At 69.9% G+C, this 21,453-nt stretch carries 2 protein-coding genes; both read right to left on the bottom strand.

Going from position 1 to position 21,453, the window contains the following annotated elements; translation table 11 throughout:
- Positions 1–329: 329 nt before the first annotated feature.
- On the bottom strand, positions 330–20,732 hold the full coding sequence (locus ACFWA7_RS08745) for a hypothetical protein (RefSeq protein ID WP_385821807.1): 20,403 nt from the start codon (positions 20,730–20,732) through the stop codon (positions 330–332).
- Positions 20,733–20,758: 26 nt separating this feature from the next.
- Positions 20,759–21,253 carry a hypothetical protein gene (locus ACFWA7_RS08750; RefSeq protein WP_385821809.1) on the bottom strand — a complete coding sequence of 165 codons (495 nt, stop codon included), beginning with the start codon at positions 21,251–21,253 and terminating at the stop codon, positions 20,759–20,761.
- Between the last annotated feature and the right edge of the window lie 200 nt (positions 21,254–21,453).

Here is a 21,453-nt window from a genome sequence, read left to right on the forward strand (position 1 = left end):
GTGATCTCTCGGGCGTCGTCACGGGCACGGGGTTCTGCCCCGAGGAGGGGGATCGTGTCCCGTGGGACAGTCCAGCCAGAGTCCTCGGCGTGGGGCTCCGCGCCCTTCTGTGTCTCTGAACCCGTAATCATGGTCCTGCCCGAGGTCGTTGGGTGGTGGTGCCATGCACTGGTGGGAGGGCTTTTGACAGGCGAGGGTAAGTCGCGGCGTCCGCGCGAGGCGGCGAGGGCACGAGGCTGCGTCCCGCCCTGGAGGAAGTCCGCTCCAGCGGGTTGTGGTTTTCCCGCGAGGCGGGATTTTGACGCCCGAGCCCTCGGATGGCGCGGTGATCAGGACACGGGCAATGTGGGTCCCGCTTGTGGGAGGTGAGCGCTTGCCTGCGCGGTGGCTTGCTGTGCTCGCAGGGAGGCAGAGCCCGGCTCGCTGCGGCGCGTGCCTCCCTGCTCTCCCAGGCGGCGCTGCTGGTCGGTTAGGAGCCCTTCGGCTGCCTGCGCGAGCGCTGCCTCGTCGAGGCGCGCCGTGGCGCTGAGAGGCTGCTCGGGTGCTGCGGCGGCGAGGGAGTGGAGCAGTACGGCGGGAGGGTGGGCTTCGAGTGATTGGCGTGTGACACGGGCAATAGGGCCGCCTGCGGGATCGTAGGCCATGTCCACGACGCGGCCCAGCTGTGGATGGTCGAGGGCGGCGAAGTACACCGGCTTCTCTCCCAAGTGGCACAGGAGCAGCGGCCCGGGCTGGGGATGCGGCCAGTCCAGCAGGCGTGCCAGTTCGTTCTTGAACTGGTCGGCGGCCTCTGCACTGTCGAGGGTCGTGCGCGCGTGGAGCGTGAACCCGCCGAAGGCGGGCCCGAGGAGGTTCCGTGCCTGTTCCTGTTCGAGGTTGCGGTCGGTCGCAGGGGCAGGGGCTTGCGGCTGTGGGCCCACGGGCGCCTGGTCGGCTGGATCGGGCGCCACGACAGAGGAGGAATGCCGCGTCTGCGTCACGGTGCCTGCGGACCTCCAGGTGGCTGAGTCGTGCGCGTCGAGGCGGATCACGGTGGCCGGTGCCTGGTGGCGGTCGAGGCTGAGGGTGGTGGATCCCGGGGTGTGCTCTTGCCAGCCGCTGCCGTCCTCGCTCCACTGTCTGCGCCATGCGCGTACATGATCTAGGGACAGGCCGTTGCCTTCGTTGTGGGTACCTGGGGGTCCTTTGGCGTCGTTGACCAGGCCGACGAGGCGCCAGGTGCCGCGGCCGTTCCAGTGGCGGATCTGCGCTGGTTCGAGGTTGACCAGCTGCGTGAGCTCGCGCTCGGCGGCCTCGAATTCGACGACGTCACCCGCTGTGACTTCGCCCGTGTAGAGACGGGTTGCGCTCGTGTTGTCGAAACCGGTGGCGGTACGGGCGTGATCGGCGTCGGTGTCGAACAGTTCCAGGGTGTCCCTGCGGTCGTGGTCGTTGACGGCGCCGTCCGCGGTGCGGATTCGGACCAGGCTGCCGGTGTCGTCCCTGGCAGTGACCCTGCGAGGCAATGTCCCTTGCAGCAGGTCACCCACGGACACGTCCTCGGCTAACCTCCGGCCCGTTCCCGCTCCGTTGTTTGCCGCGGCGTCTGCGGCCCTGCGGTAGAGCGCGGCCGGGTCGATGCCTGAGGGAATGCCCTTGCCGTCGGTGTAGGTCGTGGCATAGGCCCGCAGGATGGCGACGTTCAGGGGCTCGCCCTGGTCCGAAACGAACCCGGTGACCTCATCGCGGATATCGGGGCTGGCCCAACTCACTGGTGTTCCATCGGCGCGTCGAAGGGCCGCGAGGTGCCTGGCGAACGCCTCAGCTCGCGAACGCGAATTGAACGTGAGCCGTGTGCTGCTCAGGCCGATGGGGTCGCGGGCGGGATGCACCTCGAAGCCTGTCCGGAAGGCGACCACAGCGAATTGACCGTCGGCACTGAGGTGGACGATCTGCCGGTCGCGGTCGGAGGACCAGTAGCGCATGAACGCGCCGACCTGCGTGTCACCTGCGGAGTAGCGACCCCCGGCATTCCAGTACTGCAGCATGTCCACACGGCGGGCAAATGCGTGGGGAGCCGAGCGGTTGGCTGCCCAGATGCCGTCCTCGGCCTCAGCCTCGCGGTCGTTCTCCTGCGCTGTCAGGGACTCCAGTGAGGCGTCGGCCTCGGTTCGTGCGCGCGTGACGGCCTCCGGGTCGGTCAGGTCCGCCCACCGGATGGTCTCCCCTTGGAACCCGGTCGCGGCGGCCAGACACTTGGCGTAGGTCAGTGCGCTGGCCCGGCGCGTGTCGCCGTCGAAGCCGCTCACCACGACGGCAGTGAGTGCGTGAAGGAGGTACCAGCGCCCCCTGTGGCGGACCCCCTCACCCCTGGTGGCGGAGGTGGACTTGGCGAGGATGAAATTCCCGTCCTCGGTGAGTTGGCCCTCGTCCAGGTCGAGCAAGGCGAGAACTTGGCGGGCTCTGTGGTCGTCGATGGCCCGCAGGTGGCTGCGCGCGGCGTCGTAGTCGGTGAATGAGGCCGTTGGCCTGGGTGCCCTGTGATCGGGCGCCGGGTTGGCGGCGCCTTCCCCGGTGCTGGTTGCGGCGGGTCTGCCGGCTTCGGGGCCGGGGGTGGTCTCGGCTGGTGTGGCACCGGGTGCCGCAGGCGCAGTGTCGCTCGTGGGATGGGTATGGAGCCAGGCACGTTCGGCGTCGCTGAGGTCGTGGAGCAGGTGCACGGTGCTCTGGTCTGCGGTCCGCAGCCGTTCGTACTCGCTCTGGTAGGCCTGGGCGATGATCCGTGCCCCGTTCAGCTCATCGGCACGTCCGATGCACTTGCCGATGTCGTCTGTGACGACGCCGGCAGCTGCAGCCGTGCGATCCAGCGGCTCGGGGAGCATCAGGAGAGTGAAGATGTGCCCGCCGGGGATCTGGAAGGTGGTCGCCTCTGCGGCCGGGATGTCGACGTGTCGGGTGTGGAGCCGGTCTCCGTGGTCCATCGGGTCAGCGGGGACTGGGCCGGCGAGGGTGCTGGGGTCGAGGCCGCTGCCTGAGCCGTGGCGACCGGGCGGGAAGGGGTACTCCTCCTCACTGTCCCCAGGGTCGGCCGCATCCTCAGCCGACCGCGGACCGGTACGGAGGGGGCCGGAGCCGTTCTCGGCCTCCATGGGGTCAAGGTCCGCTGGTGAAACGGGGGGCGACGACCGCTGGTGTGCGTCGTCACGTGCGTTGCCTTGAGCCGTTCGAGCCGGTAGTGCGGCCTCACGCCTTGCAAGGGCCGCGTCCGCGTCCGGGGAGTCGTTGTTGCCGACGGTGAGGACGCGCCCTCGCGCGGCCAAAATCGCCAGGAGGCGCTCGACTGCTTCGGTGCGCTCATCCAGTGGCTGCTTGGAGGACATGGCCCAGTACAGGAAGGACTTCCGTCCCGCGTTGCGGCTGTAGTGCGGGCGGAATGTCCCCGACACCTGCAGAGCGGCCAGGAGTTCAAGATCCTCCTTTTGGGAGCCATGGATGCGGGTGATCTGGTCGTGGTGTTCGATCCACACCGCCTCGTTCTGGGTGGTGCGTATGGGCAGCGGTCCGGTCAGCGCCTGGTGAGCGACGGCGATGCGCGTGACGGCGGCGATTGCCTCCTGGGCGTTGAATAGCTGGTCGTCGCCGAGGTAATTGCGGTAACTGGCCTGGGACTTGGAGTTGGTGAACGGCTCGCTGCGGCCGATGAGCTGCGGGCCTGCGAAGACCGCGATGGTGCCGGTCTCCGGGTCGGTGTGGTGCAGGTATCCGGGGTGGGCGGTCAGCGGCTCTGCGTCTGCAGGGGCGGTGACGCGGGGTGCACCAGTACTCCAGCGGGGCACATCCGCAGCGGCGCGAGGCGCGGTGGCCTCCTTCTGCGGGCCGCCTGCGGGTGGGGCAGCTGCAGGGCGGAGCAGGTCCACTCCGCGCACTGCGGCCGGACTGTCTGGTTGGACCGCTGCTGGGGCCGTTTCATCTGAATCCGGGAGTTCTGCCTGGCCGGGCATCAGGGTGACAGGCGGCAGTCCGGGGGCGGTGGCGCGTCGTTCGAGGCCAAAGGCGCTGGGATCCATGTGGCGCCAGTCCCGGTCACCGCCGCTTTCCAGAGCAGCAGGCAGGGAATCCGCCTGGGCAGGTCCTCCCACGGCCGGCGTCTCGGCGTGCTTTGTAGGCACCGCCGGAGTCGGCCCCGGTTCGTGCATGGCGGGGAAGCGGCGCTTGTGATCCTCGACCATCGCCGCACGCACTGCCTGCTGCGACCCCTTGATCGCGATCAGCTTGCGGTCCTTGTTGCGTGCGTACGACGTTCCGCGCCACAGGCGCCAGCGGTCTGGGGCGACCTCCTCGATCAGGTACGAATGGTGGCCCTTGTAGGTCACCTCCCAACCTCGCGTCTTGTCGGCGAAATTCGCCGACGGCAGAGGATCGGGATGCGTGCCACGCGGGACCGGCACGCCCGGCACGGCTCCCCCTTCGGACTCCCAGCCCGCTGCCGGATCTGCTGGGGTTTGTGCGACCGTAGCGGCCGCGGTCTGAGGGGCGGCGTCTAATGCGGCCGGCCGTGCAGCCGCGTCCGGGTCCTGCGCCGTGACGGTGTCGGCTGACGGGCTCGCCTGTGCTGTGGACGAGGGTGCGGAAGGGGCTATTTGGCTGGCGGCAATGGTGGCCGCAGGCTCCGGTGGCGCCTCGCGCCGCTCGATGGTCTTTCCCGTGTCCTCCAGCGCGTCCCCCAGGTAACGCGCTTCGGTCTCCGACGACTCTGCGGACTGCGCTGCCCGCTCCATGCGCTCCGCCTCCGCCAGGTAGTCGGTGAGGCGCCGGGCTTCTCGGTAGCTCTCCGCCGACTCGCGGTAGAACTCGGCCTCACGAGCCGCGAGCCGCACGTCGTCGACGGCCGCGCCGCAGAGCCGCACAGCGTCCCATAGGTCTTCGTCGTCGCCAGCCTGCTGGGCAGCCGTCTCCGCTTCCTCGAACGAGCGCAGCGCGGACACCTCCGCGATCTTCACCCTGGACAGGGCGGCTGCGATACGCTCACCCGCTGCCGCCCAGGCCACCTCGGTGGCTCCCGATGCATCCCGCTCCCGGCGCCCGTCCTCGGCGCCCCGGCGGCCCTGTGTGATGGCCTCCGCCCGTTTCACCGCGCGCTCACCGGCATACCGGGCATCCCAAACCAGCGCGTCACGGAAGGACTCCACTCCCTCATACGCGGCCTGTGCCGTCTGTAGTGCCGCCCACTCGGCGGGGGCGAGTTCCGCGAGAAGCTCCGGTGCCGCTCCTGATCGGTTCGGGTACTTCGCCCAGTCAGCCAGGTGCTTGCGCATCCCTGCGAACTTCATCGACTGTGGCTGGCGCCGGAACTCCGCCGCCAGCTCCCTCAGACGGTCCCCGCCCGGCCCTGTCACATGCTCAGCCACCGCCACCGTGTAGGCGCGGGCCGCATCGTCCACACGGTCGCCAGCCAGCAGGAAGGCCGCGGTGTACCGGGACGGGAGGTGCACGGTCCGCTCGTTGTCTCTGGACTTCGCCCATGCGTCGTATTGCCCCGCGAATGACAGCGCGGGGTCCCCGTTCGCCTCGAACCAGGCACACCAGTCCCGCCGTGCGTCCGCGAACATGACGATCACGCCCGCGTACCCCTGGGCGGTCGGCGTCTGGTTCGTGTGCGCAAGGCCTTCCCGCCATGTCGCCTCTTGTGCGTTCAGCCGGGCCCACGCCTCCTCCACGACCGGACCTGCTTGAGCTTCCGCCTCGGCGCGCCTGGCCGCGCCGTTCACGCGCTGCGCAGCCTCCTTGACGTTCTGGCTGGCCAGAACCACCACTCGCCGCCACGACGCGCAGCCGCGCGCATCCTCGCCGTTCGTCTCCGTCAGCCACTCCCGGGCGGCGTCCCGCGCCTCGATCGCGCCGCGCTCGCACTCGGTCGCCTCCCGGCACGCAGACGATGCAAGTTCAACCGCCCGTGCCCCGGTGGCCGTTGACCCGTCCAGCGCGTTGAGCGTGTCCTGCGCCTCCGCGACCGCATGCGAGATTTCAGACACTGCAGCATCGATCTGCTGTACCCACTCCGCAGCGTCACGGCCCCACACGGTGCGTCCCGATGCTTCATGCGCACGGTTCGCGATCAGTAGCCTCGCCACGTCTTCCCGGACCGACTTGAAGCCCCTCGTGGACTGGCCCGCCATGTATGTGCCCGACGTCTCCTTCCAGGCGGCCACGTACTCCCGCTCCTCGACCCCCGCACGCCCCATCACAAGCGCGGTGGCGACCACGGCCCGCACCCACACCTTGCCCGTCCAACGGCGTTCAGCCGTTACATCCCAACCGCGCTCGGGCGCCTCGTGGAAGAGAACCCCTGCGTTGCGCGGCATCCCTGCCAGAAGGGCCGCTGCTGCAGCCGCAGGCTCCCGGACGGCCACGGGCTCCGCTGGGAGTGTGTCGGCCTCGGGCTCCGTTACGGCCTTCGGCTCTATCGGACGCGCGACACGGGCGTTGTGCTCAAAGTCAGCCAACGACTTGATCCCGTCCAGCATCCTGCTGCCAATTTCCGCCCCCGACAATTCGGCGGAAAAGTCCCAACGGCGCTCTCCTTCCTGCTGCACCCACATGGCGGACAGCACCGCCGGGGACCGACCCCCCTGCCGGTTGTCGTGAACAAGTCCCGTTGCCTCTACCTCCCACACGCCCTCGGACGTCTCGTCGTCGACGGTCCGAACACCGGCACGCAGTACAACCGCCCACCCGTGCGCCTCACAGTGCCGGGCGAAAGCGACCGCAGCACGGGACACCCCCTTCCCGCGGCCGACCGTCGACGTGTCCCACTGTCCGTACGAACCGACCCACCACGAACGGTCGATAGCGACGCCAGCCGGGGGAGTGATACGGGCCATGAAGCCGGGCTCCACCCCTCGCTCAGACACGGCGACCGGCACGGGCTCTTGCGCCTTCGCAGGCTCGGGGGTGAGTTGTGCACCGGCAAGGGAGCCGAACGCGTCATCGGTACGGGCGCTTTCGGCGTCGGCATCACTGGGCAGCCGAGTGGCCTGCTCCCCCAGGCTCTCGGCTTCGGCTGCAGCCTGTCGGTGGTCGCGATCGGCGGGTGCTTGACTCTCCTCTTGATTCTCCGGCGCAGGCGACCCAAGGAACTCGCGCTCCTCTCGCCGGGGTTCCTCGACTTGTGCCGCGCTGGCAGTCCCGGTGGTGGAGGGAATACGCCGACCGCGGGTAGCCAGCACGGCTATCAGTCGGTCAACGGCCGTCTGGCGCTCATCAGGAGTGCCGCGGATCTCCCAATACAGGAAGGGGCCGGTGCGGCGGCGACTGCCCTGGGGAGGCTTCTCATAGACAGCTCGGGCCTGACCGGCGACCTCGATGGCGCAGTGCGCTTCAAGGTCGTCCTGGCTCGTCCCGTGCACTCGGGTGTGTGCGGGCGTGTGTTCAATGCGCAGGCTGTCCGCTTGGACCGGTCGAGCTGGACCTGTCAGATGATGGTGGACTGCGGCGATATGGGCGGCAGCCTCGCTGTTCGATCGCCTCTGGGTGAGCCGGTCGTCGCCGAGATAGCACCGGTAGCGGGTCTTGTCGCGGGTCGTGTAGCGCTCGGCCCGCCCGATGGGCAGGCCGTCGTGGTAGACCGCGACGAAGTCGCCGCTGGCCTGCCAGGAGTAGCCTGGCAGGGTATCGATCGCGGTGGCCTCGGCAACGAGAGCGGGCAGGTTCGGGGGCTGATCCCACCGCGGAATGCCCGGGACTGGGGAGTCGCGGGGGGTTGCGGGTGCTGGTGCCGAACGCATGGAACGCGCGGCATCGTTGGGAGGCGCGAGGTGCCCTGTGGCCTCGGCCGTGTCTTGGGGCTTCTCGGCGTCGGCGTCGGCTGGGTCAGCGTGTCGCTCGGGCTGGGGGCGATTGGCGGCACCTGCCGTCGGCTGTGCTGCGGGCGCGGGCGCGGTGGCACCTGGGGGTGCGGCGATGCGCCGCGCCTGTTCGTCGCGCGGTGGAATGATGAGGCTCTGGTCAGGGTGGCTAGCGGTGCCGACCGCCTTGGGGGCCTCCTCGGCTCGGCGACCGGAAGGCTCAGGGGCGACCAGCTGCGCTGGCTCCGATGGCTCTCCGGCCGAGACAAGATGTGGGGATGGGGCGGCGGTGGCTCTGGCGGAGCTGTGGCGTTGGCCGGTCACCAGCTGGTGGTAGCTGCCGATGTGGCGCTCCAGTTGTTCCAGGCTAGCCGTGTCGGCGTCGTCGGGCAGGCTGGCTCGCAGGTCGGCGCAGACCTGAGCGAGTCGCACCATTGGGTAGAAGTACTGCTGGCGGGCAGGAGGGAGCGTCAGGTCTTCGGAGTCGGCGAGGCTGTCCCCGGTCCAGGAGGCCAGGAACGCCTCGGCACGCAGACGCGCTGGGTGGGTGAACTGCAGCCGCTGGAGCAAGCGGTTGAGCCCGTCGTCAGCGACGAGCGACGGGATCTGGCCGCGCAGGGCTGCCGCATCGACGGTGTCTCCGGGCGCCTTAGCGAGTGAGGTCTGGTAGAGCTCGCGGTGCAGGGCATCGAGGGTTGGCGCGCCGCTGTCGGGGTTGCGGGCGGTGGCCAGGGTGCGCAGGGCGTGGCTGCGGGCGAGCTGGCCCAGTGCGGTGGCTTCGTCCGCGAGGCCCACGTGGTGCACTGCGAGGCGTTCTGCAACGTCGTGCAGGTGGGACAGTGCGCCGATGGCGTACGGGAGCCCAAGGAGGATGTCGCGGGCGTGTGCGTAGGCGGCGGTCAGGTCGGTGAAAAGGCCGGCGTGCACCGGCTCGTCGAGCATGTCGGGTTGCATGGCCGCGTGATGGAGCTGGTCCCAGGATGCGTGCAACTGTGCCAGCGCTGCGCGTAGTTCGCCTGCGCGGTGGTAGGGCGCGACGCCGTCGAGTGGGGCCTTCGTCAGGGGGGACGCGTCGGCAGGAAGGGTGACCTCGCTGGCCGCCCACCGCTTCTGCTGGTGCAGGGCCGTGCTTTCGAAAATCTTGAGGTCGGCCCACAGTTGGCGGTTTGCCGGGCGGAAGCTCTTGGATAGCGTGCCGTGGAGGATCTGAGTGGCGCGGATGGCCGCGGACAGTGCTTGGGTGTCCTCGGGCCGTTTGCTCGAGCCGTACGGCGTGAAGGCGGCCCACTTCCGTGAGTAGTCCCGGTACTCGGATGGCATGCCCCTCGGGTCCCGGGCGCGCAGCACGCTGCGGGCCGCGCTCTGCAGGAACTCCGTGGCCGCCCGGTGCTCCACGGAGCTGCGGTACGGCTCGGCGGATGCGTTCAGGGTGTGCTGGATCCCGGCCCGCAGCGCGGCGACCGGTCCGGGGAGGGCTTCGCCGATCCGCGCCGCGAGGAGTGTCGCCGGAGCAAGTGGGCTGGGCAGTTGGATCGAGCTTGCCAGCCATGTGTCGAGGGTCTCGTCCCAGGAGTCGCTGTCGCGGGCGGAACGGAGCCGGTCCTCGGCCAGGGCGTGCTTCTGGATGGAGGCGAGCAGGGTCTGCGAGGGGGCCTGGTCGGGTGTTTCCTCGCGGATAGCCCGGATCAGGTGGGCGGCGTAGGTCTGCGCGATGCCGGTGAGTGCCTCGGCCGCGGTCTGAATGTCGCGGTGGGGCTGGCTCGTCGTGGGTGTGGTGGCGTAGTGGTGGGAGAGGCGGTGTGCGGTGTGGGCCAGCGCGGCAAGGCGGTTGAGATGTTCGGGGGTGGAGCGGGGCTGGGTGAGATCCCAGACCGCGACATCGAAGTCGAGGCGCAGGTCCGTATCGGCACTGGGGTGCGCCAGCGCGTGGCGGCAGGCGTCCAGCGCATCCGACAGGTCGGACTCCGTCGCGAGCGCCGGGTTGTGTGCTGCCTGTGTCTGGATGTCCGCCAGTGCGGTGTTCAGGGTGATGTCGGACGCGTGGGAGGCCTCAAGGCGGGTCAGGTGGCGGGCGAGGTGGTGGTGAAGGAGGTCGAGGCCGTCCAGGAGCTCGCTGTGGCGGGCGGCGGTGCCTTCCTGGCTGGTCAGCCAGCGCCTCATGGCCTGGAGGCGTTCGTCGAGTTGGGCGTATGGGAGGGGGATGGCGCCGCCGTCGGGGTCGGTGGCGTGCCACGGTGCGGTGCGGGCTGCCTGCCAGGCTTTCTTGAACTTGTTCCAGGTGGTCGATCGTTCGTTGACGTAGCCCTTGGCCTGCTGGTTCCACTGGCTGGCGAGGGCGTCCAGGTGGGCGCGGGCGTCGGCGAGCGCCTGATGGCTGCTGTATGCGAGGTGGCCGGGGGGTGTTGGCGCGATGGGCTGGTCGAGCAGGGTGAGCAGTTCCTTCTCACCGAGTCCGGCGAAGTCGCGGCGGTAGCGGGGGTGGGCGATCCAGTCGGTGCGCAGGTCGGGGTGCAGGTGGGGATGGCCGAGCCGGGCCTGGCGGCTGAGCCAGCTGGTGAACGGGGCGGCGCCGCCGTGCGCGAGGTGGCTGCGCACTTCAGGGTCGGCGGCTGCGAGACGGACCAGAGCCTGCTGGTTGGCGGCTCCTGCGATGCTTTCCGCGTCGTGGACCTCCATCCACGTGCCGGGGTCGATTTCCGTGTCCGGGGACGGGTCGGCGTAGTCGGGGACGAAGAGGAGCGCCGAGCGGTCGCCGCCCAGCACCCGCGCATAGTGGACCTCCAGGGTGCCGTCATCGCGCCAGGTCGCACGGTTGTCCATCCGGCTGCGTGGTCCGTCGCGGCCGGTCAGCAGGGCCTGGTGCGCGAAGCGGAAGACCGTGGCGGGGGCGAAGATGCGGCTGGCGGAGTCGCCCTGCAAGCGGAAGGCGCGCACCGCGGGCCGGTTCAGGACCGCGGACCGGGGGCCGGGCTGGGGCCCTGGCGGATCGAAGGCGGCCCGCGGCGTGCCTGGGCAAGCGAGGGCGGGGTGCAGCGTTGCGGGGAGCTGCTCGATGAGCTGGCGTTCGGGGAGGAAGAGTTCAGCCGACCCCTCCGTGGTATCGAGGCGCAGGAGCGTGCCCCGCTGCTCGGTGCTCTCCAGGACGCGCACGTGGTAGGCGGCGCTGCGGAGGGTTCCTGTGGCGGTGAGGGGCTCGTGGCCGTCCGGGAGGCTGCCGGTGACGACCACGGGCGTGTCGGCTTCTGCCTGCCAGGGGTGAAGGCGTACGCCGCCGAGGGGCCCCGCGGCCAGCGGTGAAGGGGGGATGTCCTCGTCGGGGTGGAGGCGGTGGTCGGCAACGGCTGAGTGGTGGTGCGTGGAGCGGAGGCTCTGCAGGAGCTTCTCGCGCAGGATCCGGGCGCTGGCCGAGGCATGGGCGAAGGCGCCGCTCCTGGGGTGGTCCTCGCCGCGATCGTAAGCGGCGGCGAGCAGGTGCAGGTCGTGGGCGATGCGGAGGAAGTCTTCGCGAACGCTTCCGCTTTGGCACTGTCCGTCTTGGAGGGATTTCATGGCGGTGCGGGCGCGTTTGAAGATGGCGGCTGCGCGGGGCTCCCCGGCGGGGCGGCCTGTGTCGACGCCGCTGGGTGGCTTGGGCCAGGTCTCGTTGTAGTAGAAGGTCCGGGCCAGGTCTCGCGCGTTCGGGGGGACATCGGGCTGGCTGCGGAAGCGCCCCGGCAGCGGAGGCCGCAGGGCGTCGGGGCCGTCTATGGAGTCGGTGTCGGTGAAGGTTCCGCTGCGCCCGTCGTCGGCACGCCAGGTCTGCAGCTTGACGATGATGCGGTGAGAAAGCGTTGGCGGGCGTCCGTCGTCGTTCTCGTGCTCGTACAGGTCGTTGGCGTTCACGCGGGTGAAGGCGGTGGCGTGGACCGTGATGCGTTGCTGGACGAGGTCCGCGTTGTCGGCTCCCATGGTTTCGGCCAGGGCGCGGGTGACGTGGAGGGGGAAGCAGACTCGCGGCTGCCGGCCGGGCTCGTCGTCGTAGAAGGCTCGTCGGGCCGGTTCCAGGAGGTAGCCGTCGGCTCGGTCGCGCTCGCGCAGGGCGTGTTCGTGGGCTTTGGCCTGCAGTCGTTCGTCGGCTGCGCGCCGGTGGTGGCCTTGCGGGTCGCAGGCGGGAGTGGAGGCGAGGGCATGTTCGACGGCGTCGTCGAGGCTCCGGTGATCGTGGGAGCGCCACAGGCGGGACAGGGGGCCTGCCAGGGGCGCGTCCCAGGGGAAAGGGTGTCCGTCCCGGTCGGTGATCTGCTGGAGCGCGCGGGCGGCCTGGTGCGCTTGGTCCTGGGTCGCGAAGCCTTCGGCGTGCTGGCCGGGCAGGGGGGTGAGGGTTCCGGGGTGGTAGAGGTGCCAGCGGGTGCCGCCGGCTGGCCGCACGAGCAGGATGCGGTCCTGCAGCACGAGTTCGCCATCCGTGAGCAGGCCTTCCAGGTGGGCCCGGCGGGCATCGGTGAGCTGCCCGTCGTCGTGAGGCCCGGCCAGTTCGGGCGAGCCCGAGCGGACATGGGCGGCAATGGCCTCCGCGTCGGCGAAGCGGGGTCTGCGCGGGTCAGCGGGCGTGGTGACGGTGGTGTAGTGGGGCAGTTGGGCGAAGTGTGTGAGCGCCGCTTCGCCGGTGAGGCGGGTCAGGTGGATGGGGTAGGGGTCGGTCTTGGCGTGCAGGACCAGTGATCCGTCGGCTTCTTCCGCGACGAGGGCTCCGCCGGCGACCAGCGCTCTGAGCCGATGGGTTGCCGCACCACCGGTGAGGATCTCGTTGTTGTCGAGCCGGTAGGCGGTCCACGGGTCAAAGCGCAGGGTCCGGGCTCGCTCCCCGGCGCGGGCGAACCGGCCAGGGCGGCGTTGTCGTTCCTCGGCGCGCCGCAGCCCCTCCTCGCGTTCCTGGCGTACCACCGGCTCCCAGCTTCCCGGGACACGAGTGAGGATCGTGAGGTAACGGTGCAGATGGTGCAGTGTGGAGACGGCCTGCTCCGTGGGGGCGGTGAATGTCTGTGCCCACTCGCTCCGATCGGTGAAGTCCTTGAGAGCGTGGGCTGCTTGCAGCACGCCTTCGCACTGCAGGGCCAGGTTCTCGGGCCTCGTGCAGGCCCAGTCGGCCTGCAGCAGGGACGTCTCGGCTCCCCGCAGTGTGGCCCATTCCAGCGGATGGCTCTTCCTGAAGGCGGACTTCCACGCCTGCTCTGTCTCGGGCGTGTTGGCCGTGCGGTAGTCGGCGGTGATCGTGCTGCGCAGCGGGATCACGAAGTTGTCGAGGGCGCGGATCCGGCCGGATCGCAGCTGGCTGCGCCGGGGCTCGCGGTAGTCCCCGCGCACCGCGGCATCCCATACCTGGTGGAAGAAGGCGCTGAGGGCAGGTCCTGGTGTGCCGGCGGCGAGGGAGTGCAGGGCGTGTTCGCGCAGCGCCGCGGCGTCGGCGGCAGCGGAGAGCATCCCGCCGCCAACAAGCCAGTCAAGAACGCCGGAGGCGACCAGGGCAGTGGAGAGGTCGTCGGGCCCGGTGGCCGGCATGGCCTCGCGGATTGCGGCCAGGAGAAAGGAATCCTTCAGCGCGTGCTGGGCCGCGCGGCCGTAGAGGGCGACGAGGGCTTGGGCCTGTGGGTCTTCGGTGAGGGCGGGGGCCGGGGCCGCCTTCAGCGGCGGCGCGGATGCGGGCGTGTCCAGGGTCGGGTCCTGCCCGGCTCGGATCAGGGCCTGGTAGGTGTGGACGCGGAATGCCTGGCGGAACTCCCTCTCGGTGCGCGGGCTGCTCGCGACTACCGCACGCAGGCCGTCGGAGGCGTCGGGGAGGTGGGTGGTGAGCCACTGGTTGATCGTCTCCTTCTGGCCGAATCCTCCGTACTCAGCGCTGCGGAGCATGGTGTGCAGGAGGCCTTGCACTTCCTCGATGTGGGGTGCGACGAGGGCGGGGAAGTGTTCGGTCAGTGGGGTGGCGACGATGGTGCGGGTGCCGGTGATGCGGATCCCGTCATCGGGTTCGTTGCGTACGACGACGCGTTGCGGGCTGTTCTCGGCGGCCCGCCTGGCCATGGCCAGCAGTTGGTTGAGGTCCGATCCGAGCAGGTCGGCGAGGCCGCCGCCGGCTTTGGTGTGCTCGTACCAGGTGTCGTTCTTGAAGGGGTAGGGCGAGAGGTTCTCGGCCATCTCGTCGTGGCGCGCCCAGATGCTCTGCCCGATGTCTGCCGGGCGGGGGCCGGTGGAGGCTGCGAGCATCCACCCGTAGTGGGTGAGGATCTCTTGGGCGCGGGCGCGGTCGCGGCCGTTGGTGGCATCGGCCAGTTGTTTGGCGCGGAGGAAGGCGCGGCGCAGGAGGTCGCTGGTGCCGCTCTGTTCGGTGTCGTTGGTGGCGAGCTGGTCGAGAACCTGGTGCAGGGAGCGGTATTCGGCGGTGTGCCGCAGTGGGCTGGTGGGGTCGATGTCCCACTGGCTGACGTGGTGGTGCAGGATGCGGCCTGCTTCACGGGGCCGCATGCTGGCGCGGGCCCGGTGGAAGGCCTGCTGCGTGATCAGCTCGACGGCCGCCGTCATCGTGGCGGTGGACGGGCCGGTGCGCAGGGCGCTCAGGGCGTCGACGGCGTCCGGGTGGACGGCCAGCCAGGCGGCTGCCTCGCGACGGAAGTTTGTGTAGCTGGCGAGGTGGGCTGCGCCGCGCAGGCTGGAGTCGTCGGCCATCCGCTGCGCGACGTCGTGGGTGGCCTGGCGAGCGCTCTGCAGCCGCTCCACCGCGGCCGGCGTGAGCTCGGCGTCGAGCCGGGTCCATGTGTGGGTCGTAGGGGTCAGGGCGCGGATGCGGGGGTTGTCGTCGTCCTGGCGCCGGGTGCGGCCGCCGTTCTCCTTGAGGGCGAGCAGGGCGTAGTGCAGTTCGGCGCCGGTCAGCGCATGGGTGTGGGTGGCTCCGGTCAGGAGGTAGCCCTGGTGGATCTTGTTGGTGTCGCCGCCCCAGGGGTTGCCGCGCATCGGCTCGGGCGGGCCGGCCAGGTGGCTGGGGCGGCTGTTGTTCCACGGCTCGTGCAGAGCCGTGTCGCTCACCAGACGGCCGAGGCGTTCCAGGTGTGTCTGTGCCTCGTCGAGGATGTGCTGGGCAAGTGCGGCGGCGTCGGGGTCCGCGTTCTCGGCGGAGGTGCGGGCGAGGCGGGCGAGTTCCTCAAAATGCGCGGCGCGAGCCGTGACCTGTTCGAGGGTCGGGCCGTGGTCCCGTAGGGAGTAGCGCCCGGTGGCCAGTGTGGTGAGCGTGCCGGTCCAGGCATGCAGGGCCTGGTCCTGCCGGGTGCCGGGGTGCTGGGCTGTGAGCTTCCACTGGGCGTAGCGGATCAGGACCGCGTCTTCACCGAGGTAGGTGTCGGCGAGGCTGCCGTAGGGCAGCGTGCGTGCGGGTACGTCGGGTTGCGGCGTGAGGGTGGTGCGGGTGCCGCGGGAGCCGGTGACCGTCCAGCCGCCGTCGGCGCCGCGTTCGGCGACGAGCAGGGCGTCGCGCATCGACGCGGCCCGGTGAGCCCATTGTGGGGAGTGCTGAGCAAAGTTCTGCACGTCCTCGCCGACGGCGGCGCTGGCCTCCTCGTAGGCCCGTTCCAGCAGGGCCGCGATCTCCCGGCCGGTGCTCTGGCCCATGTGCCGGCCGGTGCGCGTGAGCCGGTAGACGAGGTTGGCGCCGAGCTCGGCCACAGCGGGCGGCCGGGGCAGGTCGGGGACGGTGATGTCGGCGTCGCTGGGGAGGCCGAGCTCGCTGTCGTCGCCGTGGTGGTCGGGTTCGCTGCTTCTTGGCGCCCCTCCCCCGCCAGCTGCGGTGATTCCTCGGCGGGTGGAGGTTTCCTGCTCGTCCCCGTCGGCGAGCAGGGAGTCGACCAAGTCCTGCATCTCCCGGTCGGTCGCTTCCTGGGTGTCCCTGGGGTTGTCGTCCCGGTCGGGGGTGTTCGCGGCTGCCTCGGCGGCGATCAGACCGGCCACGTGTGCCTGCTCGGCCCGGGCGCTGGTGAGCGCTTCCGCCTGATCGAAGGGAAGATCGATCAGGCGGTGGGCGCGCTCGACGCTCGTGGTGCGGGCGGCCAGCTCGTCGTGCGCGTCCTGCAGTGCGGCGTCCAGGGGGGTGAGTAGTTTGCCCAGCCGGCCGAGCCAGGTCGCAGTGGAGGCCGGACGCTCCTGGCTGCCGACGGTGACGGTGAGGCGGTGGTCGACGCCTTCTGCGGTGATGACTGCGGTGCCGGTCTCGGGGTGCTTGCTGACGTGCAGGGGCACGCCGTTGAGGGTTGCGACGTTTCGGAGCTCCAGGCTCGGCCTGTCGAGGAGGAGATCGCGCAGGTCGGTTGCGGTGGCGGGTGCGTCACGGCCGTCGAGGCGGAGTCCGCGCTGGGCGGGGTCATCGCGGCGGGCCAGGAGCTCCCGTATATGGTCGATGCGGCGCTGGCTGGAGGCGATGACTTCGTCGGCGCTGGCGATGATGGTGCGCTGGTGCTCGCGGGTGCGCCGCCAGCGGCTCTCGGCGGCCTCGAGCCGGCGGACCTTCTGGTCGATGCGGTGCTTGTCGAGGAGTAACTGCTTTCCCGCCGCCATCGCTTTCAGTTCGGCGATGGCGAAGGTGGCCTTGTTGAGGTCGAGCTCCATGTCGTCGATCTGAGTCAGGTCGATGTGGCCCGTCTTGTACTGGGTGATGAAGCGGGCCTTGCGTTCGCAGTGCTGCAGCCGAAGGGCCATCGCGGACATGTACTTGACGTACTGGTGGACTTGGGCGACGCGGTGCTGGTTGCCGGGCCGCAGGAGGCGCCCTTGTTCCTGCTCGATTTCGTCCGGGCGCCATCCGAAGGTGACCTGGTGCGCGGCGATGGCGCGGTCGGGTGCGTCGACGGCGACGCCGGCGGTGCCGCTGGAGCCGATGAGGACGCGGATTTCTCCGGTGCGGAATTTCGCGAGGAGTTCTTCCTTCTTGGCCGAGCTGCCGCTGGCGTCCTGCATGTAGCCGATCTTGTCGGCGGGGATGCCGCCGGCGATGAGGCGATCGCGCATGTAGTCGTAGGCGCTCCACTTGCCCTTGCGCCGGTTGTCGGCGTTGCTGACTCCGAGACTGCAGAAGATGAACTGTCCGGCGCCGGGGGTGGGGTGGAGCGGGGAGTTGGGGCCTTTCGCGTCGACGCGGTAGCGGCGGTCGCGGTAGGCGAGATCGATGCGCAGGACATTGTCAACGACCGCGTCGAGGACAGTGGGCCCGTCGGCTTCCTCGCCGACGAGCTTGGGGTGGATGGCGTGCATCACCGCGTCGCTGATGATGCTGGGCATGATGTCGCCCTCGTCGGGCTCGCCGGCCTCGAAGCGTTCGATGCGGCCGAGCCAGTTGGTGCTCATCCATGCGGATTCGCCCTCGGTACGCGGGATGACGTGGATCTGCGGCGTGCCGCCCGCGAGGACGGGACGGCCGTCGATCTTGATGTCGTGCTGGGTGCGTACGTCGGCCATGATGTGGTGGAGGCGGATGTAGGTGTTCAGGTTCGCCTCGCGGAAGGCGCCGGGGCGTTCCTTGAAGCGGATGTCGCCGTTGGGGGCGATCTCGGGTTCGAGGGTTGTTGCGATGAACATGCCGCGGAAGCTGTCGAGGTCGTTGATGGCGGCCTGGGGCAGCAGGTCGGGCTTGATGAGTTCGTGCAGGCGGTAGAACTGCGCCATGTTGTTGCGGGCGGGCGTGCCGGAGGCGGCGATGATGACGGCGGAGTCGGGGTAGGCGCGCCGGACGGTCCACGCCTTCATGTCGAGGTCGTAGGCGCGTGCGGCGGGTGAGAGGCCGAGCTCGCGCAGGCGGGTCGGGTAGGCGATGCCGAGGAAATTCTGCACTTCGTCGACGAACAGGCCGTCGATGCCGAGGCGTTCGAAGGGCAGGCCGACGTCGCGGTGGATGAGTGCGTTCCTGCGCAGCTGTTCCACGAGTTTGGTGAGCAGGGTGCGCAGCCGCTTGACGGTGCGGGCGCTGGGGCGCTCGTCGGTGATGTCGCCGATGCCTGCCAGCGCGAGGTCCTCGCCGAGGATCTCGGCGACCATGGGGTCGCGCAGGTCGTTGAGGAGTTCCTGTTCGAGGACGTCGCGCTCGGGGCTGCGGCCGCGGCTTTGCAGTTCGACGAAGGCCCGCAGGCGGGCGGAGACGGACTCGAGGTAGAGCTGCTGTGATTCGGCCGAGAGCGGGATGCGTTCGAAGACCGTGTAGGGGACGATGACCGCGTCGAAGGTCCCGTTGGCGATCTTGCCGATGAAGGTCTGTCTGCGGGCGCGGGTCTGGGCAGCATCGCTGGTGCTGTTGAAGTCCTCCTCGGCGCAGATCAGGACGTTGGCGTGGGGGTAGGCCCAGCGGACCGCGCGCTCCCACTGGCCGAGTGCGTTGTTGGGGACGACGATCATGGGCTTGCGCGACAGGCCGAGCTGTTTGCGCTTCATGACGGTCATGAGGATCGACAGTGTCTTGCCGAAGCCGACGTCGTGTTCCATCAGGAACGACTCGACCAGGCCGCGGGCGACCGCGTCCTTCTGGTAGTCGCGGGGGGTGATGGCGGGGTTGAGGCCGGGGAACGTCAGGTGCGCACCGCTGGGCCGGTAGGTGAGGTGTGAGCGGTAGTACCAGTTGTAGAGGCGGATCAGTTCACCACCGCGTGCGGGGTCTTCCCACATGTAGTCGGCGAAGAGTCGGTTGATCTCATCGGCTCGTGCCTGGACGTCCTCGGTCGCCCAGGTGCTCGGGGTCTTGCCGTCGCGGGGGTCGCTGGACGTTGCCTCTTTGTCCAGGGTGGGGGGCACGAGGAGGCTGGCGCGGCGCAGCATCCGCTCGACGATGGTGAGCGCGTCCCAGTGCGCGGTGCCGTACGTTTCGCGGTTGGTGCTGAGTTTGCGGGCCTTGGCGTCGGCCTCGATGTGCCAGTCCCCGCCGACGGCCCGGGAGACGTGGATCTCCGGGTGGCCGATGAGGGTGCGCAGGAAGCCTTCGACCCAGTCGGGCCGCAGCATGGGGTCGCCGAGTTCGATGTCGATGTCGCCGGCCTCGGCGTCGTCGGGAACGACGGCTTTGAGGGCGTCGATGTTCGCTCGGAAGCGGTCGTCGGCGGCTTGGCGGTTGGCGCTTTCGGCGAGGTGGAGCTTGCTGCGGACGTGCCCTGCCAGGTAGCGGTCGGCGGGGATGTGGTCGCCCGTTTTGGGGTCGTCGAAGACGAGGGTGCCGAGCCGGGCCCGGGCCTCATCTGGCGCGACGGCGAGGAGTTCGGCGATGTAGGCGAGGTCGACGACGCCGCGATGGTTGAGGCTGATGGCCAGGGCCTCGGCCGCGGTGCCCGGTCGGCTTGGGGTCTCGCCCTGCTGCTCGTCGTGCTGGAAGATGCTGCTCTTGTTGGCGGTAGCGCTCTTGCGGTCGTAGACCTCAAGAGCCATGACGGCGGGTCCGAGGGGGTCGAACCGGAAGTGCCAGCGAGCGCTGCGGGATTTCATCGCCCGGTTGAGCGGGCCGTGCACGGTGGCGTACTGGTCATAGGAGTCGTTGAGTTCGGCGCGCGCCTGTTCCACGGCCTGCGGCTGCGACGGGTAGGCGTTCTGCAGGTCGACGAGGTCACGGTAGCGGTCGCGCAGGGCGAGTAGGTCTACGAGTTCGGTGTGCTCGGCCGCTGCGCACGCGAAGGGCACCAGTTGGCCTTCGCGCAGGGTCAGGAAGGCGTTGCCCTCCTGGATGATGCTGCCTTCGTGGGCGCCGAGGTCGTGGCCGAACCGTGCGATGGCCTGCTGGATCCGGTCGGCCTCGGCATCGACAGCGGCACGCTGGGCCTGCTCGACGGGGCTGTAGGTCAGTTCCGCGCTCCGGGCGCGTGTGGTGATGCGCTGGGCTGCCTCGGCGACCTGGCCCGGGAGGGTGGCCAGGTCGTTGGCTACGACGCTGAGCTCGGGTCCGTGCTGTCCCGAGATCAAGGTGTGGGTGCCCAGGACCTGTTCGGGGTGCTGGGCGAAGTAGTTGCTGATCCGGGCGCTGCCGCCCTCGACGGGGATGATGCGGGTCGGGATGGGGTCCCAGCCGGCCGGTTCGTTTCCCTGTTCTCGGACGCGGAGGAAGAGGAGGTCACCGACGGCCTGGGTTCCGGCGCTGCCGGCGAAGGCCCCGGCGGGCAGTCGGATGGCGCCCAGGAGGTCAGCGTGCTGGGCCATCTCCCGGCGTGTCTCGTCCTTGAGGGAGTCCAGGGTCCACCGGGAGGTGATGACGGCGATGATGCCGCCTGGGCGCACGTGGGCGAGCAGCCAGTTCAGGGCATGGTTGTGGATCGAGAGGCCGAGCGGGTTGTGGGACGGGTCGGTCAGGGTGTAGTCACCGAAGGGCAGGTTGCCCACGGCTCCGTCGGCATAGTCGCGGGGCAGCCTGACGTCCACGAACGAGCAGGCGTGAACGGTGGCTTCGGGGTGGAGGCGCTGGGCGATCCGTGCACTGGTGGGCTCAAGCTCAATGGCGATCATGCCCGGGGCCAGGAAGGCGCCCGTCCCGCAGCCCAGTTCGAGGAGGCGGGCCCCGGAGGGAACATTGAGTGCGGTGACCGCGGCGCGGATGACCTCGACGATGGCGGGGTCGGTGTAGTGCGCGGTGGGTGTGGAGGCGGCCGCTGCGTCGTATGCGGCGTCGCTGAGAAGCTCTCGCAGCTGGGTACGGATCGCCTGGTACTCGGGCCTGGCCTCGTTGAAGACTTCCGAGACCCCCGTAGCACCCCAGGAGTAGCCCTGCAAGGCCTCCCGCTGGTCATGGGTCAGGGGCTGGTCGGCCGGGAGCTGGGTGAGGAGGCGGATGGCCTCCAGGTTGCGGGCGATGCGAACGTGGGCGCGAGTCGGTTGCTGGAGAGGGGGGAGCCCGGTGCCCTGCGGCCAGTCCGGGGCGGTCGAGGAAGGCAACCTTGCGCTCCTTCCGGGGTGGCTGGCTAGATCTGACGGCCGAGAGCGCGGAGTTCGTCCGGGGAGGTGCCGAGTACGGCAAGGAGCTCCGGCATCAGCTGGAGGGCCTGGGCGAGTTCTGCATCGCTGGTCTCGCTGACGCTGCGCTCTGCGTCGAGGAGAGCGCGGAGGGTGGCCTGCTGCTGCGCCAGAAGGCTGTCGAACTCGCGCAGGCGCCGCTGGTGCGCGGCGGGTTCGGCGCGCTGGCGGGTGTCCGCTTCTGGGGGCAGCTGGACCAGTGCCCGCACCACGGTGTGCTCGGCTTCGCGGCCCAGGAGCTGCAGGAGTCCGGCTCGCTTGGTGTGGTCGGTGATGTCCGGCGTGAGGTGGATCTCGGCGAGCACGTCCCACACGGTGCTGACGCGTTCCTGTACGTCGTCGGCGAGCTGCCGGTAGAACGCGTCGGGGTCTGTGAGCGTGGCGTGGGCGCGCGGCAGCCAGCGGCGCCAGTAGGCCTGGGCTTCAAGTGCGTAGTCGGTCATGGTCGATGGTCCATGTTCCTGCTCCTGCTCCTGCTCCTGCTCCTGCGGGCGGCACCGCGACGCAGGGTGAGCGGCTCACGGTGCTGGCCACGGGCTCCATCCGGCGAACAGGCGGGTTCGCCAGGGAACGTTCCCTGGCGACCCCCCCCCGCGCCCGCCGGACAGCGGGGCGGGGCGGGTATTGAACCCGGCCGGGCGCC

It is taken from the genome of Streptomyces sp. NPDC059994 (assembly GCF_042737755.1).
Lineage (GTDB): Bacteria > Actinomycetota > Actinomycetes > Streptomycetales > Streptomycetaceae > Streptomyces.